Here is a 21,112-nt window from a genome sequence, read left to right on the forward strand (position 1 = left end):
TCAATCACCTTTATTCCGCCTTTGCAACAACCTATCGTTCTCTCCGTCGGCGGGGCCACCCCGCCCCTTCCTCCCAGAACATAGGTGACTGCCATGAAGCTTCTGCATCTCGACGCCAGCGTGCTTGGCGACAACTCCGTCTCGCGCCAGCTGTCGGCCGCCGTGGTCGCCCGCCTCGCCAGCCAGATCGACGGCCTGCAGGTCGATTATCGCGATCTTGACGCCAATCCGGTACCGCACCTGCGCAGCAGCTCGCTGGCCAAGACCGACGCCGCTGAAGCGACCGATGCTGAACAGGTGATGCAGCAGTTCCTGGAGGCCGACATCGTGGTGATCGGCGCGCCGATGTACAACTTCAGCATCCCGTCCACGTTGAAGGCCTGGATCGACCGCGTGGCCGTGGCCGGCCGCACCTTCAAGTACACCGAGAACGGCCCGGTGGGCCTGGCCGGTGGCAAGCGGGTGATCATCGCCAGCAGCCGTGGCGGCATCTATACCGACTCGCCGGCCGACTTCCAGGAGCCGTTCCTGCGTCAGGTGTTCGCCTTCATGGGCATCAACGAAGTCGAGTTCGTGCGCGCCGAGGGCATCGCCTACTCGCCGCAGCACCGTGAAGACGCCATCGCCGGTGCGCTGGCGGCGCTGCCGTCGCACGAAGCGGCCGAAGCCGTCGCGGCGTAACGCGTTCCAACGTTCGGCGCCCCTCTCTCCTCGTCTGGGCGCTGAACGCGGGCCGGGATCCCCTCCCCCTCCCGGCCCACCCTGGCGGCCCCGCTGTGCGGGGCCGTTTTCTTTTGCGGCGCGCTAGGCTGGGGGCATGAACTACATCGTGACGGCTGCGCACCGCAGCGAATTTCCGCACCCGATCATCCTGCGCCGCGGCCAGGCGCTGGTGGTGGGCGAACGTTATGAAGGCCCGGAGGGCTGGGACGACTGGTTCCTCTGCGAGGCCGAGGGGCAGCAGCCCGGATTCGTGCCGGCGCCGGTGATCGGCCGCGATGCGCAGGGTGGCGCGTTTGCCACGCAGGATTACTGCGCGCGCGAACTGGATGTGGACCCCGGGCAGACGCTGCGCGGGATGCGCACGCTCAATGGCTGGGCATGGTGCGTGCCGGAGAACGGCGAACCGGGATGGGTGCCGCTGGAGAAGCTGCGGGCCATAAAGGAGAGCCGAGCATAGGCTCGGCTCTACACAGATCTGTAGCGCCCGAGCCCATGCTCGGGCGGCGGCGCGCAGCGCCGGCTATCAGCCAATGGTTTCCAGGCCACCCATGTACGGGCGCAGGGCCTCCGGCACGGTGATGCTGCCGTCGGCGTTCTGGTAGTTCTCCATCACCGCGATCATCGCGCGGCCAACGGCCACGCCCGAGCCGTTCAGCGTGTGCGCCAGCTCCGGCTTGCCGGTGGCCGGGTTGCGCCAGCGCGCCTGCATGCGACGGGCCTGGAAGTCACCACAGTTCGAGCACGAGGAAATCTCACGGTAGGTCTCCTGCGACGGCAGCCAGACTTCCAGGTCATAGGTCTTCACCGCCGAGAAGCCCATGTCGCCGGTGCACAGCAGCACCTTGCGGTACGGCAGGCCCAGCTTTTCCAGCACCACTTCGGCGCAGCGGGTCATGCGCTGGTGTTCGGCGTCGCTGTCTTCCGGGCGGCTGATCGAGACCAGCTCGACCTTCTCGAACTGATGCTGGCGGATCATGCCGCGCACGTCGCGGCCACCGCTGCCGGCCTCGGCACGGAAGCACATCGAGTGGGCGGTCATGCGCAGCGGCAGGCGCTCGGCGTCGACGATCTCATCGCGCACGATGTTGGTCAGCGGTACTTCCGAGGTCGGGATCAGGTAACGCGTGGAGTCGCCCACGGCGGTCTTGAACAGGTCGTCCTCGAACTTCGGCAGCTGGCTGGTGCCGCGCAGCGAGTCGGCGTTGACCAGCAGCGGCACGTTGGTCTCCTCGTAGCCGTGCTCGCCGGTGTGCAGGTCGACCATGAACTGGGCCAGGGCGCGGTGCAGGCGCGCGATCGGGCCACGCAGCACGGTGAAGCGCGAGCCGGACAGCTTGGCCGCGGTCTCGCCGTCCAGCCAGCCGTTGCGGGCGCCCAGTTCGACGTGGTCGAGCACCTTGAAATCGAACTGGCGCGGGGTACCCCAGCGCGCCTGCTCGACGTTGTCGTTCTCGTCGGCACCGGCCGGCACGTCGTCGGCCGGCAGGTTCGGAATGCCCATCGAGATCGCTTCGATCTTCTCGCGCAGCTCGTCCAGCGCCACTTCCGAAGCCTTCAGCTCGTCGGCGAAGGCAGCGACCTCGGCCATGATGGCCGAGACGTCCTCGCCCTTGGCCTTGGCCTGGCCGATGGCCTTGGAACGGCTGTTGCGCAGGCTCTGCAGCTCCTGGGTCCGCACCTGGATGCGCTTGCGATCCGCCTCCAGGGACTCCAGGGCAGACACGTCGAGCTCGAAGCCGCGGCTGGTGCGCAGGCGTTCGGCGAGGTCGGCGGGCTGGTGGCGGAGCAGGGCTGGATCAAGCATGGCAGGTGTCGTGGTGGGTATCAGGGATGGGATTATCGCTTGTTATACGGATTTCTGCCGCCCGGTTCATTCCTGGCGTGGCAGAATCGGGCTATTCCGTACTGGTCCGGTCCATGTCTGCACCCCGCTCGTCGTCCGCCAAGTCGTTCACTGTGCATATCCCGCGCAACGCCCTGAAGATCGCCGGCATCGCTTTCGGCGTGGGCGTGCTGTTGTTCGTGCTGGTCTGGTTGACCGGCCGCGACAAGGAGTTCTTCCGTGCCGATCCGGCCGCGCAGACCCCGCAGGAGACCGCGCAGGTGGAACCGCTGCCGGAACCGCTGGCCGCCGCCGCAGGCTCCAGCGACATGCCCGATGCCAAGCCGGCCCCGGTAGAGGACGACGCCCCGAAGCTGGTCGAAACCGCCCCGCCGCCGCCGGCGCCCATCGCTGAACCGGCCCCGGCCACGCCGAGCCCTGCGCCAGCCGCCACCGGCAACAGCCAACCGATGCCGATTGCCGGCCAGTCGCCGCCGCCGGCCTACCCGGCCGCGGCCCTGCGCGCGGGCGAGACCGGCAGCGTGGTGGTGCGCGTGGACGTGGATGCCATCGGCTACCCGAACAATGCCACGGTGATCCAGCGCAGCGGCTCACGCGAGCTCGACCGTGCCGCCACCGACGCCGTGCGCCGCTGGCGTTTCACCCCGGCGCAGAGCAACGGCCAGGCCGTACCGGGCAGCATTGAAGTGCCGTTCGACTTCAAGACCCAGTAACTGAACGTTTCCCGGCAGGCAACCTGAACCCTGCCGGTGACGTTGACGCAACGCTGACACTTCCCGCCACTGGCCCGCGCAACACTCTCACCGTCGTCCATTGACGGAAGGAGTTTGCGATGACCGCCACCACCCACGAAGACCTTCATTCGCCGCAGCTGCAGCAAGACGCCAGCGAACAGCACAAGCCCACGTCGCCCTGGATGTGGATCGCGCTGATCGTGGCGATGTTTGCCGCCGCGCTGCTCTGGCTGCGTCACTCGAATCAGGAAGACGTGGCGCCGGCACCGGTCGGCGAGCGCATGCTGCCCGCCCCCGAGCAGGCGCCGGTGGCCGACGCGCAGGAGCCGGCGGCCCGCCAGGCCGCACCGGTCGGCAACCAGCGCAAAGCCGCCCCTGCGGTACGCAATCGCGAGGCGCGCCCGCTGGCAGGCAACATCAAGCCGACCTACCCCGCCGCCGCGCTGCGTAATGGCGTACAGGGCAGCGTGATCGCCAGCCTGAATGTCGATAGCCGCGGCCAAGTGACCAATGCCGCGATTGTTTCGCGCAGCGGCGAACGCAGCCGTGACCTGGATCGCGCGGTGCTGAGCGCCGTGCAGAACTGGAAGTTCCAGCCGGCGATGCATGAAGGCCGTGCAGTGGCCAGTGTGGTGCGGGTCCCGGTGGATTTCCGTACCGAACAGCGTTGATCGCGGACGAGGGGTTCGTGATGTTTAGACGGAGGCTTCGGCCTCCGTCCTTTTATCTGGAGAGGCGTGCCAACCAGGGTTGGCACCTACCGGGCGATGTGAGCGTGCCAACCAGGGTTGGCACCTGCCGGAAAACGCGATCCGCCGATCAGGCCAGGTTGAAGCCGGCGCTGCGCGCCAGGCCATCGAAGTCCGGGAAGGACGTGGCGACGTTGGCGATGTCGTTGATGCGCACTTCGCCGTCGCTGATCTGGCCGGCAATGGCGAATGCCATGGCGATGCGATGGTCGCCGTGGCTTTCGATGGTGCCACTCCCCAGCCGAGCCCCGCCATGCAGGGTGGCGCCATCCTCGGTCTCGTCCACCTGCATGCCCAGCGCGCGCAGGCCAGTGGCCATCGCCGCAAGACGATCGGATTCCTTCACCCGCAGTTCGGCAGCACCGCTCACCACGGTCTGGCCTTCGGCGGCGGCGGCGGCCACGAACAGCGCCGGGAACTCGTCGATCATGTCCGGCACCAGTGCTTCGGGAATACGCGCGCCCTTCAGCGGAGCGTAGCGCACCACCAGATCGGCCACCGGCTCACCGCCCTGCTCGGCCGGATTCTCTTCGCTGATATCCGCCCCCATCAGGCGCAGCGCGTGCAGCAGGCCGGTGCGACGCGGGTTCAGGCCGACCTGCTTCAGGCGCAGTTCGGAACCGGGAATGATGCTGGCGGCGACCAGGTAGAACGCGGCCGAAGAGAAGTCGGCCGGCACCACGATGTCCGTGGCGCGCAGGCGCTGGCCGCCCCGCAGGCGCGCCTCGCCCGGCGAGAATTCGATGTCCACGCCGAAGGCGGACAGCATGCGTTCGGTGTAGTCGCGGGTCGGGTGGGGTTCCACCACGCGGGTTTCGCCCTGCGCGTACAGGCCGGCCAGCAGCACGGCCGACTTGATCTGTGCGCTGGCCACCGGCGAGGCGAAGTCGATGCCATGCAGCGTCTGGCCGCCATGCACGTGCAGCGGCGGCGTGCCGTCGTCCTGGGTATCGATCCTTGCGCCCATCTGCGACAGCGGGCCGGTGACACGGCGCATCGGGCGGCCGGACAGCGACTCATCGCCGATCAGCGTGCAGTCGAACGCCTGGCCCGCCAGCAGGCCGGCCAGCAGGCGCATGCCGGTGCCGGCATTGCCGCAGTCCAGCGGTGCCTCCGGTGCTTTCAGGCCGTCGATACCCACACCATGCACGATGCGCTGCGACGGGCTGGGGGTTTCGATGCGCACACCCAGCTGGCTGAAGATGCGCGCGGTGGCGCGGGTGTCCTCGCCTTCCAGGAAGCCTTCGATATGCGAAGTACCATCGGCCAGCGCGGCGAACATCACCGATCGGTGCGAGACCGACTTGTCGCCGGGAATGGTCAGGCTGCCCTGCAGCGGCTGGCCCTTGCGGGCGATCCAATGTTGCGCGTTGCTCATCGTTCGATCGTTCCGTAAACGCCGGCAGCGCCGGCGATGCATCAGGGAGCGGCGGCCAGGGCCGCCACAGCAGCACTCAGGGCACGGCCACCGGGTAGGAGCCCAGCACCTTGATCTGCGCCGAGTGCGCTTCCAGTTCGGCCAGCGCCGCCTGCATCGGCGCGTCGTCGATGTGGCCGGCCAGGTCGATGAAGAAGCCGTATTCCCACTTGCCGTGGTGCGACGGCCGCGACTCGATGCGGTTCATGCTGATGCCGTGGCGGGCGAACGGGCTGAGCACATCGAACAGCGCACCGGGCTTGTCATGGATGAACACCAGCACCGAGGTGCGGTCGTGGCCGGAGGTCGGGAAGATGTTGCGGCCCACCACCAGGAAGCGGGTGGTGTTGTCGGCATCGTTCTGGATCGGCTTGGTGACCACCTTCTTCAGGCCGTACACGTGGCCGGCACTCTCGCCGCCGATGGCCGCTGCGTCGTCGGCGTTGCGCGCACGACGCGCACCTTCGGCATTGCTCGAGACCGGAATCTTCTCGGCCTTCGGCAGGTTGGCGCGCAGCCACGCCGAGGTCTGCATGAACGACTGCGGATGCGCGTAGATGCGCTCGATGTCCTCGATGCGGCCGCTGCGCGACATCAGGAACTGCTGCACGCGCAGTTCCACTTCGCCACAGATCTTCAGGTTGGAGGTCAGGAACATGTCCAGGGTGATCTGGATGGTGCCCTGTCCCGAATTCTCCACCGGCACCACGCCGAAATCGGCGTTGCCCGCTTCCACTTCCTGGAACACTTCCTCGATGCTGGCCATCGGCAGGCCCAGCGCGGAGCGGCCGAAGTGCTTGAGCACGGCCTGCTGGCTGAAGGTGCCTTCCGGGCCGAGGTAGCCGATCTTCAGTGGCTCCTGCTGGGCCAGGCAGGCCGACATGATCTCGCGATAGACATGCACCAGCAGCTCGTCGCTGAGCGGGCCTTCATTGCGGTCCACCACCATGCGCAGCACCTGCGCTTCGCGCTCGGGGCGGTAGTAGTCGACAGCGGCGGCCAGCTTGCCCTTGGCCTTGCCGACCTGGTGGGCGAAGCGCGCGCGCTCGGCGATCAGGCTCTGGATGTCACGGTCGATCTGGTCGATCTTCGAGCGCACATCGGCCAGCGCCAGCGGTGCCAGGGTGGGTGCCGGGTTCGAGGCGGCCTTGGCCTTGCCCTTCGCCTTGCTGGGCGCGCTGTCCTTGGCCGGTTCGGCCTTCTTCGGCGCCTTCTTGCTGGATTTGCTGCTTGCCATCGGAATTCCTTGTTGCGGGACCCGCACCCGACGGTGCGCGCCGTTCATTGCTCAGCCGTGACGCTGCTGGAAATCGGCCATGAAGGCGACCAGCGCCTCGGCCCCGGCCAGCGGCATGGCGTTGTACAGCGAGGCACGGATGCCCCCGACCACCTTGTGTCCCTTCAGCGCCAGCAGGCCGGCAGCCTTGGCTTCGGCGACGAAGCGGGCATCAAGCCCGGCATCGGGCAGGAAGAACGGGATGTTCATCCGCGAGCGTGCCGCATGCGCGACCTCGTTCCGGTAGAAGCCGCCGGAGCCATCGATGGCGCCGTACACCAGTGCCGCCTTGGCGGCATTGCGCCTAGCGAATTCGGCCACGCCGCCTTCGGCCAGCATCCACTTGAACACCAGGCCGGCCAGGTACCAGTTCCAGGTCGGCGGGGTGTTGAGCATCGAATCGCGGGCGACATGCGAGCGGTAATCGAAGATGTCCGCGCGCGGCTGGCCAGTGCGCTCGAGCAGATCGCGGCGGACGATCATCACTGCGATGCCGACCGGGCCCAGGTTCTTCTGCGCGCCGGCATAGATCACACCGTAGCGGCGTACATCCAGCGGCTCGCTGGCGATGGACGAGCTGAAGTCCGCCACCAGCGGCACATCGCCGGTATCCGGCACATCACGGAACTCGACGCCGTGGATGGTCTCGTTGGCGGTGATGTGCACATAGGCGGCGTCGGGCGAGAGCTGCCAGTCGGCGCGGGGCGGCAGCGTGCGATAGCCGTCGGGCTCGCTGCTGGCGGCAATGTTGACGTCGACGTAGACGCCGGCCTGCTTGACCGCAGTCTTTCCCCAATGGCCACTGACCACGTAGTCGGCGCGCTGGCCGGGGCTGGCGAAGTTGAGCGGGATGAGCGCCTGCTGGGTGGTGGCACCACCGGACAGGAACAGCACCGCGTAGTCGTCGGGGATATCGAGCAGGCGGCGCAGGTCGGCCTCGGCCTCGGCGGCCACGGACATGAATTCCGCGCCGCGATGGCTCATTTCCACGATCGAGGCACCACTACCGTGCCAGTCCAGCATCTCCGCCTGCGCCTGGCGCAGGACCGATTCCGGCAAGGTCGCAGGGCCGGCACTGAAGTTGAACGCGCGCGTCATGTCACACCTGTGGGGCAAGACCCCTAGTATGCCGCAGTGCACCAGCCTTGCGGCCTAGTGCGGCAAGGGAAATTTGGTTTCATTGGAATCCATTCGCCGCCGGCGTGGCGCCGGTAGTCGCCGACCTCGGTCGGCGTACGCCGTCAGGCGTCATGCCCGCCGAAAAAGCGTGCCGACCAAGGTCGGCACCTACCAAAGCCGTGTGCTGCCAGGCGTCAAGCCCGCCGACGGAGCGTGCCGATCAAGGTCGGCACCCACCAGGGCGCGGACCCAGCGGATTCAGATCAGCGCGCGCCGAACCAGAGCAGCAGGCTGAGCAGTGCGGCCAGCAGCAGCGCACTCACCAGCAGCCACGGCCAGCGCCGGACCCTGCGCGGCGCGGCCGGCAGCACCGGCGCCTGCTCGGCCTCGTGGCTGGCGTCGTCCTCGGCGGGCAGCGGCCGCCGGCGCGGATCGTGCGGCACTTCCAGCACGAACCGGTGCTGGCCATCGAACACGACCTGGTCGCCGGCCTGCAGCCAGCAGTGGCGCACGGCCACGCCGTTGACCCGGGTACCGTCGGCGCTGCCCAGGTCGCGCAGCAGCACGCGCTCGCCGTGCACTTCCACGCGGGCATGCTGTTCGGCGAAGGCCGGGTCATCGATGGCGATGTCGGCCTCGTTGCCGCGGCCGATCAGGCGGGCCTGCGACAGGGTGAAACTGCGGCCATGGTGCAGGCCACCGACACCGCGCAGCAGTCGTTGCTGCTCGTCGCTGCCATCCTCGTTCTTCGGCGCAGGCGCCTGCAGCAGGCTCTCGACTTCGCCCTGCAGCACCATCTCCACGCCATCCACGTATACCGCATCGCCCGCGCGCAGCAGGGCCATCCGGCGCACCGGTCGACCATTGACGTGGATGCCGCGGATGCCATTGCCGACCTGCAGCCAGAGGCCGCGATCGTCCATGCAGAACTGGGCCAGCAGCAGGGCGCCGTGGCCGGCATCACCGAGCCGCACGCTGCCGTTGGCCTGGCGCACGATGCGCTGCACCCCGGGCCGCAGGGGCTGGTCGGGCTGTTGTTGCTGACTGAAGTGAACTAGCAGGTTCTGCACGCGGCGCAGCCTAGCAGGTTGGTCGCCAACGAAGAAGAACCCACGATGAGTGCTTGGCGCGGCGGCCCTTGATGCGCACAATGCTCGCCCTCTTTGATCATCCCCGCCCTGCGCCAGGAGCCTGCATGTCCACCATCGATGTCCGCCACGCCCACGCCCTGCCCGACGCACAGGCGCGCGCCGCGATCGAACAGGTCGCTGCCAAGCTGTCCGAGCGCTTCGGCCTGAAGTCGTCCTGGACCGCCGACGTCCTGAACTTCTCCGGCAGCGGTGTGGACGGTGCGATCGAACTGCAGCCGGGCGCCGTGCGCGTGACCGCCAAGCTCGGTTTCCTGCTGTCGGCGATGAAGGGCATGGTCGAAGGCGAGATCCAGCGCGTGCTGAAGGAAAAGCTGGGCTGAATCCTGGCGGCGGCCATCACGGCCGTGCAACGCCACCGCGCGCTACTCTCGGGGCAGGCCCAACTCCCACGGGAAGTGCGATGAACCACTACGAGAACGACGACCGCCGCAACGACGACGCCTCTTTCGGTGACCAGGCCGAGCGCTTCTCGCGCAAGCTCAGCGATTCGGCGCAACAGGTCTGGCTGGCCGGGCTGGGTGCGCTGGGGCGCGCGCAGGCCGAGGGCAGCCGCTTCTTCGACGGCCTGGTGAAGGAAGGCGAAGCCTGGGAAGCCCGCCGCCGTGAACGCAGCGGCGAACAGGGCCCGGGCTGGCGTGACAACGTCGAATCGTCCCTGGATGAAGCCCGCGAGAAGGCCTCGGGCACCTGGAACAAGGTCGAGAAGGCCTTCGATGACCAGGTGCAGGGCGTGCTCAAGCGGCTGCATGTGCCCACGGCCGACGAGGTGACCGCGCTGGAAGCCCGCATCGATGCCCTGCACGCGCGCCTGGCCAGGCTGGAAAACCGGGCGGCTTCGGGTGCAGATGCCCCCGCCCCGGGCAGCCATCAATCGCCGGACAGCATTCCCTGAGGGCAATTGTTGCAATGCAATAAATTTTGATTGACAATCGCGAGCAACCCGCCAATCGCTTCGGCTGCCGTTTGTTCCCTCCCCTCACGGCTTCAGGATTGGCGGGTTTTTCGTGTCCGCCGTATACCGATCTGCGCGCTCCATCACGCTTCCTGTCAGGAACATCCTGACCCAGCCGGGCACCGCGACCTTTACACTGTCGCTCTCCGCTTTCGCCCCTTCCGCCCTACTCCTGCATGCTCCCCTGGATCCTGGCCCTGCTGTCGGCCCTGCTTACCTGTTCCCTGGCCGTTGTCTATCTGTGGTGGATCAAGCGGCGGCAGAAGGAGATGCAACTCGGCCTGCAGGCCCTGGCAGGCATGCACTGGCGCGAATTCTCGGTTCTGGTCAAGCGCATGCTGCGCGAACAGCGCGGCCTGCGTGAGCTGATCGATCCGGCCGAAGATGCCCGCGAGCCGAGCAGCGACTTCCTGCTCAGCGATGGCCCCAATCAATGGCTGGTGTCGTGCAAGCACGGCCTGGCCTACCGCATCGGCACCGCCGCAGTGAACGAACTGGGTGCGGCCGCGCGCCTGGCCGGCGCCAAGGGTGGCGTACTGCTGACCGAAGGCCGTATCGAGCGCGACGGCCGTGGCGCCGCCGAGAAGCAGGCGGTTGAAGTGCTGGACGGGCCGCGCCTGTGGCCGTTGCTGCAGCCCTACCTCCCTGCCGATATCGAAGCGCGCGTGCGCGCCAGCGCCCGGCACGAAGCGCTGCGCCGCATTGCCATTGCCGCACTGGGTTCGGCCACGCTGGGGCTGCTTGTCGGCCTGGGTCTGCAGGGCCTGCATGTGGAAGAGGCCACTCCGGTCGCTGCGGCGCCGGTGGTGGCAACGCCTTCGGCCGCGCCTTCAGCCGCACCCGCCCCGATCGAAGCAGTCCCTGCGGTCGCCCCCGCTCCCACGCCTGCCGTCGCGCCCGCGACCGACGCGCGCAGCAATCCCGACCCCGATGCCGCCACGCTGGAGCGCTTCCAGGCCGATCTGGCCCGCGCCCTGGCCGGCAAGCCCGGCATCGCCAGCGGTGTCTGGCTGACCCGGCAGACACTGGCGATCAACCGCACCGGCGAACTGGACGCGGTGTGGCCGCTGGTCTGCGAGGAAGTGCTGCACTACCCCGCGCTGCGCAACGTGCGCATCCAGCTCAACGCCCGCCCCGGCGTGGATGAGCCCGTACGCTGGCGGCAGTGCGCTACGTATTGATGGCGCAGCATCCGCGCATGGCGTGGATCTACTGAATCCCGATGCGCGACCCCTTGGTAGATCCACGCCACGCGTGGATGCCTTTGCAGAGTTGAGCCACGCGCGAACAACAGCCGAGCATGGGCTCGGCTCCACATGGCGCCTGCTCAGCCCAATGCCGCGAGATGGGCGATGTAACTGGAGCGCGATTCACCCGCCGCTCTGGCCTGCGCATCCAGCCTCGCCAGGATCCGGCGTGGCAGGCTGATATTGACCCGCTCGATGGTGTCGTCCAGCAGAGCCGGATCAACGCAGATGTACGCAAGAATCCAACAGATGTCCTTGGATGCCTCGGCGGCGATCTTCTGCGGCGCTGAAGGTGTCGGAATCGAGCGCCCCTCATCCAGGGCCACATCAATCCAGGCGAGCGCCGCCTCTTCCGCCGCAGTGAGCGCATCATCAAGCGTGTCGGCCGCTGAGAAGCACCCCGGCAGATCTGGAACGACCACACCCCACGCGGTGCGCTCATCGCCCGCCTCGATCAAGACTGGATATCGCATGGGCCCTCCTACGTCAGTCCTGCGAGCTTCCGCAACGCCTGCACCAGCCCTTTCCCCAGATCCTTCCTTGGGTGAGGAACGGTGATGATGTGAGGGTGCTGCGAGTGCACGAATACATGATGGGATCCGCGGATCCGACGACAGATCCAACCTGCCGCTTCCAGTTCCCGGATGAGGTCCCTGCTCTTCATGCAGGGACGATACACATCGTACACACGCCCCGACAGAGTTCAAGGCGACAGTCGTTTCGGCAGAGTAGATCCACGCCATGCGTGGATGGAATCCCTATCGCGCGCCCGGCGCGAAGCGCGCCACCAGGTCCCAGGCATCCCCCAGGAACACCTGGCGAACGCGGGTGATCGGCTGTTCGCCACGCCAGGTCAGGCGTTCGATCACCAGGCAGGCGGTACCGGGCTTCACATCCAGCAGCCTGGCGGTGGCAGTATCCGCGCCCCAGGCACTGATGCGATGCTGGGCACGGGTCCAGGACACGTTCTGCAGCAGCCAGCTGCCCGGGGCGGTGGTGCTGAAGTCGACCTCCAACACCTCGGGCACGCCCACCGGGCTGATCAGGCGGTGCTCCAGTGCCAGCGGGCGGCCATCGGCCAGGTGCAGGCAGCGCATCGCCAGCAGCATTTCGCTGCCGGCCAGCTCGACTTCGCCGGCATTGCCGGCATCGGCCAGGCGCAGGTCGCGCTGCAGCAGTCGATAGGCGTACTGATGTCCCCGCGAGCCGACTTCCATCGCGATATCGGGAATCTCCAGCGCCACCTGCTCCAGGTGCGGTGGCTGACGCGCCACGAACGAACCCGCGCGACGGCGGCGCTCGATCATGCCGCTCTCGGCCAGTGCGGTCAGCACCTTGTTCACCGTCATCCGCGAGCATCCGTACTGCTCCATCAACTCGTGCTCGTACGGAATCCGGAAGCCCGGCGCCCACTCTCCACTGAGGATGCGGCTTTCCAGATCGCTGCGGATACGCTGGTTGAGCGTGGCGGACTTGCTGGCCTTCACGTAATGGGGTCTCGGTGGCGGGAGGCGATCAGCCCAGCACGCCGCGCAGGGCGGCAGCGAAGGCGCTGGTGATCGCCTCGCGCTGCAGGTGGCGGCCCTCGGCCACGCACTGGCGGCCATGGCGCCAGACCGATCGCAGCGCGCCATTACGTGCGGCGAACACCCAGCTGTCAAGCCATGCGTCATCCTGTCGCGCCTGCAGCGCCGGGTGTGCGGCGTCCAGTTCAACCAGGTCGGCACTGGCGCCGACCTGCAGGCCGGCGGCCACGCCCAGCGCCTGTGCGCCACCGTGCAGTGCACCTTCAAACAGGAAACGACCGCTGCTGCGGGTGGCATCCGGCGCCAGCACGTTGCGCCCGCGCAGGGTAAGCCGTTGGCCGTACTCGAGCAGGCGCAGTTCTTCGGCCGCGTCGATCAGCACATTGGAATCGGAACCGACGCCGAAGCGCCCGCCCTCGCGCGCGAACGCCTGCATCGGGAACAGGCCGTCGCCCAGGTTGGCCTCGGTGATCGGGCACAGGCCGGCCACGGCCTGGCTGGCGACGATGGCCGCGCGCTCGTCATCAGTGATATGGGTGGCATGCACCAGGCACCAGCGCGCATCCACCGGCGCATGGTTGTACAGCCACTGCACCGGGCGCTGGCCGCTCCAGGCCAGGCAGGCCTCCACTTCGCGCACCTGCTCGGCGATATGGATGTGCACCGGGCCGTCGGTCAGCGGCAGCAACGCACTCAGTTCCTCGCCGGTGACCGCACGCAGGCTGTGCGGTGCGATGCCGAGCACCGCGTCGGGCAGCGCGGCCAAGGCCGGCTTGGCGGCCTCCAGCAGCTGCGCGAAGCCGTCCACGTCGTGGATCAGGCGCCGCTGCGCTGGATTCGGCGCCGCCCCGCCGAAATCGGCATGCGCATAGAACACCGGCAGCAGGGTCAGGCCGATGCCGGTCTGGTCGGCGGCGGCGGCGATCCGCGCACTCATCTCGGCGCGGTTGGCATACGGCCGGCCGTCGGCATCGTGGTGCAGGTAATGGAACTCGCCGACGCGGGTGAAGCCACTTTCCAGCATTTCCATATAGGCCTGGGCGGCAATGGCCTGCACCGCGTCTGGGCGCAGGTGGGCCAGGAAACGGTACATCAGCTCGCGCCAGCTCCAGAAGCTGTCACCGTCGCCGCCGCCGATCTCGGTCAGCCCGGCCATGCCGCGCTGGAAGGCATGGCTGTGCAGATTGGGCAGGCCCGGCACCAGGATGCCGACGCGAGTGTCGCCGGCCTGGGCGCCCTGCCCCGTGCTGATCGCCGTGATGCGACCGTCCTGCACCTGCAGGCGGACGTCACGGGCCCAGCCGTCGGCCAGCAGGGCGTGGGCGGCATGGAAACGGTGCGGGGAACGCGAATCGGACATGGCTGGACAACCCGAAATGGACGCCTATATTGTATAGACATATAAGCACAGCCGCGTTGTGGATGCCATGCACGTCGAAACCCTGTGGTCCAACGTTCACCTGATCACCCTCGATGGCGAGGGCCTGGGTGTCATCCGCGATGGCGTACTGGCCTGCGCCGAGGGCCGCATCGTCCATGTCGGCACCGCCGGCAGCGATGCCCACCTGCAGCCGACCACCCGCATCGACGGCGAAGGCCGCTGGATCTCCCCGGGCTTGATCGACTGCCACACCCACCTGGTCTACGCCGGCAACCGCGCCAACGAATTCGAGCAGCGCCTGCAGGGTGTCAGTTATGCCGAGATCGCCCGTGCCGGCGGCGGCATCGTCTCCACTGTGCGCGCCACCCGCGCCGCCACGCCGGAACAGCTGGCCCGCGAAAGCCGCCCACGGTTGCTGGCGATGCGCGCCGAGGGCGTGACCACCCTCGAGATCAAGTCCGGCTACGGCCTGACCCTGCCCGACGAACGCAAGCAGCTGCAGGTGGCGCGTGCGCTGGGCGAGGAATGCCGGGTCAACGTGGTGACCACCTTCCTCGGCGCACACGCGATTCCGCCGGGCCGCGAAGCACAGGAATACACCGACGAGGTGTGCAACGTGATGATTCCGGCCATCGCCGCCGAAGGCCTGGCCGAAGCGGTGGATGTGTTCTGCGAGAACATCGCGTTCTCGCCGGCACAGGCGCGGCAGGTCTTCGAAGCGGCACGCGCCAACGGGCTGGCGGTGAAGATCCACGCCGAGCAGCTGAGCAACCAGCATGGCGCCGAACTGGCCGCCAGCTTCGGTGCACTGTCGGCCGACCATATCGAACATCTGGACGATGCCGGCATTGCCGCGATGGCGGCGGCCGGCACCGTCGCCGTGCTGCTGCCCGGTGCCTTCTATTTCACCCGCGATACCACCCTGCCGCCGATTGCGGCGCTACGCGCGGCCGGCGTGCCACTGGCGCTGGCCACCGACAGCAACCCCGGCACCTCACCACTGACCAGCCCGCTGCTGGCGATGAACATGGGCGCCACCCTGTTCCGCCTGACCGTGGACGAGTGCATCGCCGGCTTCACCCGTGAAGCGGCGCGCGCACTGGGCCATGGCGACCGAATCGGCCGCCTGGCCGTGGGCCTGGACTGCGACCTGGCGATCTGGGACATCGACGCCCCCGCCGACCTGGTCTATCGCATTGGATTCAACCCGCTGCACGCGCGCGTGGTGCGCGGACAGCCCGACCTGCCTGCCTCCTGGAGCAACACATGAGCAACACCCTGGTTCTTCGCCCCGGCCATGTCACTCTCGCCCAGTGGCGGCAGGTCTATCGCGGTGCGCCGCTTGCACTGGACCCGGCCGCGCTGCCGGTGGTGCGCGCCAGTGCGGCGGCCGTCGCCGCGATCGTCGCCAAGGGCGCGCCGGTGTATGGCATCAACACCGGCTTCGGCAAGCTGGCCAGCGTGCGCATCGAGCGCGAGGACCTGGCCACCCTGCAGCGGAACATCGTGCTCTCGCATGCCGCTGGCGTGGGCGAGCCGATGCCTGCCAGCGTGGTGCGCCTGATGATGGCGCTTAAGCTGGTCAGCCTGGCGCAGGGTGCGTCAGGCATTCGCGAGGAGACCCTGCTGCTGCTGGAAGCGATGCTGGTCAAGGGCGTGCTGCCGGTGGTGCCCGCACAGGGCTCGGTGGGTGCCTCGGGTGACCTGGCGCCGCTCTCGCACCTGGCCAGCGTGATGCTGGGCGTAGGCGAAGCCTTCCTTGGCGACGAGCGCCTGCCGGCGGTCGATGCACTGGCACGTGCCGGCCTGCAACCGATCGAGCTGGGCGCGAAGGAAGGCCTGGCGCTGCTCAACGGCACCCAGTTCTCCACCGCCTATGCGCTGGCGGGCCTGTTCGAGATCGAGACCGTGTTCCAGGCCGCACTGGTGACCGGCGCGCTGTCGGTGGAAGCGGCCAAGGGTTCCGACACGCCCTTCGACCCGCGCATCCACGCGATCCGCGGCCAGCGCGGGCAGATCGCCACCGCCGCCACTCTGCGCGCGCTGATGCAGGGCTCGGACATCCGCGAATCACACCGTGACAACGACGTGCGCGTGCAGGATCCGTACTGCCTGCGCTGCCAGCCGCAGGTGATGGGCGCGGCGCTGGACATCCTGCGCCAGGCCGCGACCACGCTGGAAATCGAAGCCAACGGCGTCTCTGACAATCCGCTGGTGTTCACGGATACCGGCGAAGCGTTGTCCGGTGGCAACTTCCACGCAGAGCCGGTGGCCTTCGCGGCCGACATGCTGGCGATGGCGGTGTGCGAGATCGGTTCGATCAGCGAGCGCCGCCTGGCGATGCTGGTGGACCCGGCGCTGTCCGGCCTGCCCGCCTTCCTGACCCCGCGCCCCGGTTTGAATTCCGGCTTCATGATTCCGCAGGTGACCGCCGCTGCACTGGTCTCGGAAAACAAGCAGCGCGCCTACCCGGCCAGCGTTGACTCGATCCCGACCTCGGCCAACCAGGAAGACCATGTGTCGATGGCCGCGCATGGCGCACGCCGGCTGATGCAGATGGCCGAGAACGCCGCCAACGTGATCGGCATCGAGCTGCTGGCCGCTGCGCAGGGTTGCGACTTCCACGCCCCGCTGCGCTCCAGCGCCGCGCTGGAAACCGTGCGCGCCACCCTGCGTGCGCAGGTGCCGACGCTGGAAGAAGACCGCTACTTCCATCCGGACATGGTGACCGCCACGAATCTGGTGCGCAGTGGCGCGCTGGCGCAGGGCCTGACCGACCTGCTGCCAACCGTGGAACCGCAGGCATGAATACCCATCCCGAATGGCTGACGGTGCACGAAGGCGACGCCCCCCTCATCGTCAGCTTTCCGCATACCGGCAGCGAGCTGCCGCACGACCTGATCGGCGACTACCACTCACCGTGGCTGGCCCGCCGCGACACAGACTGGTGGGTACACGAACTGTACGACTTCGTGCGTGGCATGGGCGCGACCACGGTGCGCTCGGCGATCTCGCGTTCGGTGATCGACCTCAACCGCGATCCCAGCGGCGTGTCGCTGTACCCGGGCCAGAACACCACCGGCCTGTGTCCGCTGACCACCTTCGACAACCAGCCGCTGTACCACGCCGGGCGCGAACCGGACGAAGCGGAAATCGCCCGTCGCCGCGACACGTATTTCCTGCCTTACCACGATGCGCTGGCGGCGCAGATCACGCGCCTGCGCGCACGCCACGCTACCGTGGTGGTGTACGACGCGCACTCGATCCGCTCACACATCCCGCACCTGTTCGAAGGCGAGCTGCCGCAGTTCAACCTGGGTACCGCCGGCCCCTCCGGTGCACCGGACACCTCCTGCGACAACGCCTTGAGCGATGTGGTGGAGAACCTGCTGAAAATCAGCGGCATGAGCCAGGTGCGCAACGGCCGCTTCAAGGGCGGCTGGATCACCCGCCACTACAGCAACATCGCCGCCGGCGTGCACAGCCTGCAGATGGAACTTGCCTGCCGCGGCTACATGCACGAGCCCCTGCCGGACCAGGTGGACGAACACAGCTGGCCCACCCCGCTCGACCCCGCCCACGCCGCACCACTGCGCCACACCCTGGCGCAGGTGCTCAACGCCTGCCTTGAATTTGCTACGAACCGGAGCGCCGCATGACCCGCAACGACCCATCCCGCACCGTCGCCGCGCCGACCGGCACCACGCTCAATGCCAAGAGCTGGCTGACCGAAGCACCGCTGCGCATGCTGATGAACAACCTGCACCCGGACGTGGCCGAGCGCCCGCAGGAACTGGTGGTGTACGGCGGCATCGGCCGCGCCGCGCGCGACTGGGAAAGCTTCGATGCCATCGTCGAGACGCTCAAGCGCCTGGACGACGACCAGACCCTGCTGGTGCAGTCGGGCAAGCCGGTAGGCGTGTTCCGCACCCACGCCGACGCGCCGCGCGTGCTGATCGCCAATTCCAACCTGGTGCCGCGCTGGGCCAACTGGGACCACTTCAACGAGCTGGATAGGAAAGGCCTGGCCATGTACGGCCAGATGACCGCCGGCAGCTGGATCTACATCGGCGCGCAGGGCATCGTGCAGGGCACCTACGAGACATTCGTGGAGATGGGGCGCCAGCATTTCGGTGGCAACCTGAGCGGCAAGTGGCTGTTCACCGGTGGCCTCGGTGGCATGGGCGGCGCACAGCCGCTGGCCGCGGTGATGGCCGGCGCCTCCTGCCTGGCCGTCGAGTGCCGCAAGAGCAGCATCGACATGCGCCTGCGCACCGGCTACCTCGACACCTGGACCGATAATCTGGACGAAGCGCTGCGCCTGATCGACGAGTCGTGCAAGGCAGGCACGCCGAAGTCGGTGGGCCTGCTCGGCAATGTGGCCGATGTGCTGGCCGAACTGCTCAAGCGCGGCGTGAAGCCGGACCTGCTGACCGACCAGACCTCCGCGCACGACCCGGTGAACGGCTACCTGCCGCAGGGCTGGACGGTCGAACAGTGGGATGAGAAGCGCGCTTCCGCCCCCAAGGAAGTGGAGAAGGCCGCGCGTGCATCGATGGCCAACCACATCCGCGCCATGCTCGGCTTCCATGCGCTGGGCGTGCCGACCGTGGACTACGGCAACAACCTGCGGCAGATGGCACTGGAAGAAGGCGTGTCCAATGCCTTCGATTTCCCGGGTTTCGTGCCGGCCTATATCCGTCCACTGTTCTGCCGCGGCATCGGCCCGTTCCGCTGGGCCGCACTGAGCGGTGATCCGGAAGACATCGCCAAGACCGATGCAAAGGTGAAGGAACTGATTCCGGACAACCCGCACCTGCACCGCTGGCTGGACATGGCCGCCGAGAAGATCAAGTTCCAGGGCCTGCCGGCACGCATCTGCTGGGTCGGCCTGGGTGATCGTGATCGCCTCGGCCTGGCCTTCAATGAAATGGTGGCCAACGGCGAACTGAAGGCACCGGTGGTGATCGGTCGTGACCATCTGGACAGCGGCAGCGTCGCCTCGCCGAACCGCGAAACCGAAGCGATGGCCGACGGCTCCGATGCGGTGTCCGACTGGCCGCTGCTGAACGCCCTGCTCAACACCGCCAGCGGCGCGACCTGGGTGTCGCTGCACCACGGTGGCGGCGTGGGCATGGGCTTCTCGCAGCACGCCGGCATGGTGATTGTCTGTGATGGCACCGAAGCGGCGGCGAAGCGGATTGGCCGCGTGCTGTGGAACGACCCGGCCACTGGCGTGATGCGCCATGCCGATGCGGGGTATGGCATCGCGATCGACTGCGCGAAGGAAAAGGGACTGGATCTGCCTGGGATCCTCGGCTGATCACGGAGGTGCCGGCCAGCGGCCGGCACTACCGAAACGTGTGGTAGTGCCGGCCGCTGGCCGGCTCTCCCCGATGCGGGAATCGGCGGCCTTGACCCGCTCGTCGGTCGTGACCAACATGCGCCATCACCGCTGATGGATCACCGCGATGTACCGCACGCTCGCTGCCGCACTGCTCTGCACGCTGTTTGCGATCCAGCCCGCTTCGGCGCGTGACGTCCCCACCAATCTCTCCACTCAGCTCGACGCCCAACTGCAGAGCAACCGCGAGCGCTACGGCATTGCCGGCCAGGCGGTACTGGTCGCCCACAACGGCCAGGTGCTCTACCAGGGCGCCAGCGGTGAACGTGATCCCGCTGCCCATGCGCCTGCCACCGTCGAGACCATCTTCGCCGCGCAGTCGATGGCCAAGCTGCTGACCAGCACGCTGGTGATGCAACTGGTCGATCAGGGCAAGGTGGATCTGGATGCGCCGGCCAGCCGCTACGTGCCGGGCCTGCCGATTGCATGGCAGGCGATCCACGTGCGTGATTTCCTCAACCACAGCTCCGGCATCGGCGAGTACTACGACCGGGTGGATAACCGCTGGGTGAGCAAGGGCTACCCCGGTGTAGCGCCTGACCTTGGCGCGGCACTGAAGGTGGCCGGTGCGGCACCGATGCAGTTCGCCACCGGCAGCCGCGTGCAGTACACCCAGGCCAACTACCTGGTGCTGACAGCGCTGCTGGAAGCACACTACCGCACGCCCTACCCGGCCATCGCGCGCGAACGCATCCTGCAGCCATTGAAGATGACCAGCACGTCATGGGGCATCGCCAACGTGCCGGTCGAGCGCGCGGCGGTGCCGTACATCGGCAAGGATGGCGCGTTGCAACCGGCCAATGAAGATCCCTGGCCCAACTACGGCTGGGGGCATGCCGACCTGCAGACCACCGTGGGCGACATGAACCGTTTCCTGCAGGCGCTGGCGACCGGCAAGCTGGTGCGCACGGCGACCCTGGAAAAACTCTGGCAGCCGCAGAAGCTGAGCGGTGGCGGCAGCAATTTCTTCTCCACCGGTTGGGATACCACCCGCAGCGATGGCTACACCCAGGTCGGTCATGATGGCGGCACCCGCGTTCGTGCGCGGTTGGCCTACAAGGGCACGCTGGCCAACGGTTACTGGGTGTTCGTGTACCTGACCAATGGCAGCGCCCGCAATGTCTGGTCCAGCACGCTGGTGGAGAGCACGATGGCGGTGGTTGCGCCCGGGGAGTTTCCGCATGCGGTGTTGTCCGAGCGGCTGATCGGCTATGCGCTGGATGACAGCACCGATGCGAAACCGCAGATGCGTAGCTGGCTGCGCGACAGCAATGGCGTTCCCACCGGCGAACTGGAGCGTGCGATCAACGGTGATGGCTATGCCATCCGCGAGAGTCTTGGTGCCAGCAAGGCGCTGAAAGTGTTCGCGCTCAACGCCGAGCTGTATCCGGATTCGGCCAACGCGTGGGACAGCCTGGCCGAGTGCCATGCGGCATTGGGCGATAGGGAAGCGGCTGATCGGCTGTACGCGAAGGCCAAGAAGCTGGCGAAACCCTCGCCATAAACCCTGCTGTAGCGCCGAGCCCATGCTCGGCTGCTCTTCGCCGCGATGGCAGACAACCCGCGCTGCGCGCGATTAGCCGAGCGTGG

Annotated in this window: 21 protein-coding genes; 12 read left to right on the top strand and 9 right to left on the bottom strand. The window is 67.7% G+C overall.

Going from position 1 to position 21,112, the window contains the following annotated elements:
- Nucleotides 1–93 precede the first annotated feature (93 nt).
- Entirely contained in the window at nucleotides 94–681 is a 588-nt protein-coding gene (locus AC5P8R_RS03460; protein WP_014647610.1) for an FMN-dependent NADH-azoreductase, read from the top strand.
- Between the two features lie 136 nt (nucleotides 682–817).
- Complete coding sequence (locus tag AC5P8R_RS03465) at nucleotides 818–1,180, top strand: SH3 domain-containing protein (protein ID WP_053495993.1); 363 nt, start codon at nucleotides 818–820, stop codon at nucleotides 1,178–1,180.
- A gap of 66 nt (nucleotides 1,181–1,246) precedes the next feature.
- Here AC5P8R_RS03465 and serS read toward each other — a convergent pair whose 3' ends face one another.
- The gene (gene serS, locus AC5P8R_RS03470) at nucleotides 1,247–2,527 is read right to left on the bottom strand and encodes a serine--tRNA ligase (protein WP_014647612.1); all 1,281 of its coding nucleotides are present in this window, start codon (nucleotides 2,525–2,527) and stop codon (nucleotides 1,247–1,249) included.
- A gap of 113 nt (nucleotides 2,528–2,640) precedes the next feature.
- On the opposite strand from serS, the gene AC5P8R_RS03475 reads away from it, so the two are divergent.
- Nucleotides 2,641–3,279, top strand: coding sequence for an energy transducer TonB (locus AC5P8R_RS03475; protein ID WP_495222994.1), 639 nt, complete (start codon nucleotides 2,641–2,643; stop codon nucleotides 3,277–3,279).
- A 119-nt stretch (nucleotides 3,280–3,398) separates the two neighbouring features.
- Nucleotides 3,399–3,971, top strand: a complete 573-nt coding sequence (locus AC5P8R_RS03480; protein WP_046431429.1) for an energy transducer TonB — start codon at nucleotides 3,399–3,401, stop codon at nucleotides 3,969–3,971.
- 148 nt (nucleotides 3,972–4,119) lie between these two features.
- Here AC5P8R_RS03480 and aroA read toward each other — a convergent pair whose 3' ends face one another.
- From aroA to AC5P8R_RS03500, 4 genes are all read right to left on the bottom strand, one after another.
- Nucleotides 4,120–5,427 carry a 3-phosphoshikimate 1-carboxyvinyltransferase gene (aroA, locus tag AC5P8R_RS03485; RefSeq protein ID WP_014647615.1) on the bottom strand — a complete coding sequence of 436 codons (1,308 nt, stop codon included), beginning with the start codon at nucleotides 5,425–5,427 and terminating at the stop codon, nucleotides 4,120–4,122.
- 76 nt (nucleotides 5,428–5,503) lie between these two features.
- On the bottom strand, nucleotides 5,504–6,703 hold the full coding sequence (gene pheA, locus AC5P8R_RS03490) for a prephenate dehydratase (protein WP_014647616.1): 1,200 nt from the start codon (nucleotides 6,701–6,703) through the stop codon (nucleotides 5,504–5,506).
- A gap of 51 nt (nucleotides 6,704–6,754) precedes the next feature.
- A complete protein-coding gene (gene serC, locus AC5P8R_RS03495) occupies nucleotides 6,755–7,840 on the bottom strand; it encodes a 3-phosphoserine/phosphohydroxythreonine transaminase (RefSeq protein ID WP_014647617.1) in 1,086 nt (361 codons plus the stop codon).
- Between the two features lie 284 nt (nucleotides 7,841–8,124).
- The gene (locus AC5P8R_RS03500; protein ID WP_032961655.1) at nucleotides 8,125–8,931 is read right to left on the bottom strand and encodes an FHA domain-containing protein; all 807 of its coding nucleotides are present in this window, start codon (nucleotides 8,929–8,931) and stop codon (nucleotides 8,125–8,127) included.
- Between the two features lie 125 nt (nucleotides 8,932–9,056).
- Between AC5P8R_RS03500 and AC5P8R_RS03505 the strand changes: the two genes are divergently transcribed.
- The 3 genes from AC5P8R_RS03505 to AC5P8R_RS03515 all read left to right on the top strand — a co-directional run bounded on the left by AC5P8R_RS03505 (nucleotide 9,057) and on the right by AC5P8R_RS03515 (nucleotide 11,145).
- Nucleotides 9,057–9,332, top strand: a complete 276-nt coding sequence (locus AC5P8R_RS03505; RefSeq protein WP_005417302.1) for a polyhydroxyalkanoic acid system family protein — start codon at nucleotides 9,057–9,059, stop codon at nucleotides 9,330–9,332.
- Nucleotides 9,333–9,412: 80 nt separating this feature from the next.
- Nucleotides 9,413–9,904 (top strand): phasin family protein, encoded by a 492-nt coding sequence (locus AC5P8R_RS03510; protein ID WP_014647619.1) that lies wholly within the window; start codon nucleotides 9,413–9,415, stop codon nucleotides 9,902–9,904.
- Nucleotides 9,905–10,140: 236 nt separating this feature from the next.
- Complete coding sequence (locus AC5P8R_RS03515; RefSeq protein WP_049442482.1) at nucleotides 10,141–11,145, top strand: restriction endonuclease; 1,005 nt, start codon at nucleotides 10,141–10,143, stop codon at nucleotides 11,143–11,145.
- A gap of 146 nt (nucleotides 11,146–11,291) precedes the next feature.
- Here the strand turns inward: AC5P8R_RS03515 and AC5P8R_RS03520 are convergent, their stop codons facing one another.
- From AC5P8R_RS03520 to AC5P8R_RS03535, 4 genes are all read right to left on the bottom strand, one after another.
- Nucleotides 11,292–11,684 carry a type II toxin-antitoxin system HicB family antitoxin gene (locus AC5P8R_RS03520; protein ID WP_041863589.1) on the bottom strand — a complete coding sequence of 131 codons (393 nt, stop codon included), beginning with the start codon at nucleotides 11,682–11,684 and terminating at the stop codon, nucleotides 11,292–11,294.
- An 8-nt stretch (nucleotides 11,685–11,692) separates the two neighbouring features.
- On the bottom strand, nucleotides 11,693–11,875 hold the full coding sequence (locus AC5P8R_RS03525) for a type II toxin-antitoxin system HicA family toxin (RefSeq protein WP_080053039.1): 183 nt from the start codon (nucleotides 11,873–11,875) through the stop codon (nucleotides 11,693–11,695).
- Between the two features lie 94 nt (nucleotides 11,876–11,969).
- The gene (gene hutC / locus AC5P8R_RS03530; RefSeq protein ID WP_032957259.1) at nucleotides 11,970–12,698 is read right to left on the bottom strand and encodes a histidine utilization transcriptional repressor HutC; all 729 of its coding nucleotides are present in this window, start codon (nucleotides 12,696–12,698) and stop codon (nucleotides 11,970–11,972) included.
- A 28-nt stretch (nucleotides 12,699–12,726) separates the two neighbouring features.
- On the bottom strand, nucleotides 12,727–14,097 hold the full coding sequence (locus AC5P8R_RS03535) for a formimidoylglutamate deiminase (RefSeq protein WP_495222995.1): 1,371 nt from the start codon (nucleotides 14,095–14,097) through the stop codon (nucleotides 12,727–12,729).
- Between the two features lie 67 nt (nucleotides 14,098–14,164).
- Here AC5P8R_RS03535 and hutI point away from each other — a divergent pair, with 67 nt between their 5' ends.
- The 5 genes from hutI (at nucleotide 14,165) to AC5P8R_RS03560 (ending at nucleotide 21,026) form a co-directional block, all read left to right on the top strand.
- Complete coding sequence (gene hutI / locus AC5P8R_RS03540) at nucleotides 14,165–15,388, top strand: imidazolonepropionase (protein ID WP_495222996.1); 1,224 nt, start codon at nucleotides 14,165–14,167, stop codon at nucleotides 15,386–15,388.
- The gene (gene hutH / locus AC5P8R_RS03545) at nucleotides 15,385–16,926 is read left to right on the top strand and encodes a histidine ammonia-lyase (RefSeq protein ID WP_495222997.1); all 1,542 of its coding nucleotides are present in this window, start codon (nucleotides 15,385–15,387) and stop codon (nucleotides 16,924–16,926) included. Before hutI ends, hutH begins: the two co-directional genes overlap by 4 nt.
- A complete protein-coding gene (gene hutG / locus AC5P8R_RS03550) occupies nucleotides 16,923–17,777 on the top strand; it encodes an N-formylglutamate deformylase (RefSeq protein WP_014647626.1) in 855 nt (284 codons plus the stop codon). Before hutH ends, hutG begins: the two co-directional genes overlap by 4 nt.
- Nucleotides 17,774–19,441: a urocanate hydratase gene (gene hutU, locus AC5P8R_RS03555; protein WP_495222998.1), complete on the top strand. Its 1,668-nt coding sequence runs from the start codon at nucleotides 17,774–17,776 to the stop codon at nucleotides 19,439–19,441. Before hutG ends, hutU begins: the two co-directional genes overlap by 4 nt.
- Before the next feature lie 148 nt (nucleotides 19,442–19,589).
- Entirely contained in the window at nucleotides 19,590–21,026 is a 1,437-nt protein-coding gene (locus tag AC5P8R_RS03560; RefSeq protein ID WP_169411397.1) for a serine hydrolase domain-containing protein, read from the top strand.
- Nucleotides 21,027–21,112: the final 86 nt, after the last annotated feature.

It is taken from the genome of Stenotrophomonas sp. YJH_SMC_73 (assembly GCF_059370155.1).

Bases quoted from the DNA above. Each gene is read 5' to 3' on its own strand.
- aroA (WP_014647615.1), bottom strand. From the start codon at position 5,427: ATGAGCAACGCGCAACATTGGATCGCCCGCAAGGGCCAGCCGCTGCAG.
- AC5P8R_RS03480 (WP_046431429.1), top strand. From the start codon at position 3,399: ATGACCGCCACCACCCACGAAGACCTTCATTCGCCGCAGCTGCAGCAA.
- hutU (WP_495222998.1), top strand. From the start codon at position 17,774: ATGACCCGCAACGACCCATCCCGCACCGTCGCCGCGCCGACCGGCACC.
- AC5P8R_RS03535 (WP_495222995.1), bottom strand. From the start codon at position 14,097: ATGTCCGATTCGCGTTCCCCGCACCGTTTCCATGCCGCCCACGCCCTG.
- AC5P8R_RS03475 (WP_495222994.1), top strand. From the start codon at position 2,641: ATGTCTGCACCCCGCTCGTCGTCCGCCAAGTCGTTCACTGTGCATATC.
- AC5P8R_RS03460 (WP_014647610.1), top strand. From the start codon at position 94: ATGAAGCTTCTGCATCTCGACGCCAGCGTGCTTGGCGACAACTCCGTC.
- AC5P8R_RS03505 (WP_005417302.1), top strand. From the start codon at position 9,057: ATGTCCACCATCGATGTCCGCCACGCCCACGCCCTGCCCGACGCACAG.
- AC5P8R_RS03525 (WP_080053039.1), bottom strand. From the start codon at position 11,875: ATGAAGAGCAGGGACCTCATCCGGGAACTGGAAGCGGCAGGTTGGATC.
- hutG (WP_014647626.1), top strand. From the start codon at position 16,923: ATGAATACCCATCCCGAATGGCTGACGGTGCACGAAGGCGACGCCCCC.
- AC5P8R_RS03510 (WP_014647619.1), top strand. From the start codon at position 9,413: ATGAACCACTACGAGAACGACGACCGCCGCAACGACGACGCCTCTTTC.
- pheA (WP_014647616.1), bottom strand. From the start codon at position 6,703: ATGGCAAGCAGCAAATCCAGCAAGAAGGCGCCGAAGAAGGCCGAACCG.
- hutH (WP_495222997.1), top strand. From the start codon at position 15,385: ATGAGCAACACCCTGGTTCTTCGCCCCGGCCATGTCACTCTCGCCCAG.
- serS (WP_014647612.1), bottom strand. From the start codon at position 2,527: ATGCTTGATCCAGCCCTGCTCCGCCACCAGCCCGCCGACCTCGCCGAA.
- AC5P8R_RS03515 (WP_049442482.1), top strand. From the start codon at position 10,141: ATGCTCCCCTGGATCCTGGCCCTGCTGTCGGCCCTGCTTACCTGTTCC.
- AC5P8R_RS03520 (WP_041863589.1), bottom strand. From the start codon at position 11,684: ATGCGATATCCAGTCTTGATCGAGGCGGGCGATGAGCGCACCGCGTGG.
- AC5P8R_RS03465 (WP_053495993.1), top strand. From the start codon at position 818: ATGAACTACATCGTGACGGCTGCGCACCGCAGCGAATTTCCGCACCCG.
- AC5P8R_RS03560 (WP_169411397.1), top strand. From the start codon at position 19,590: ATGTACCGCACGCTCGCTGCCGCACTGCTCTGCACGCTGTTTGCGATC.
- hutI (WP_495222996.1), top strand. From the start codon at position 14,165: ATGCACGTCGAAACCCTGTGGTCCAACGTTCACCTGATCACCCTCGAT.
- serC (WP_014647617.1), bottom strand. From the start codon at position 7,840: ATGACGCGCGCGTTCAACTTCAGTGCCGGCCCTGCGACCTTGCCGGAA.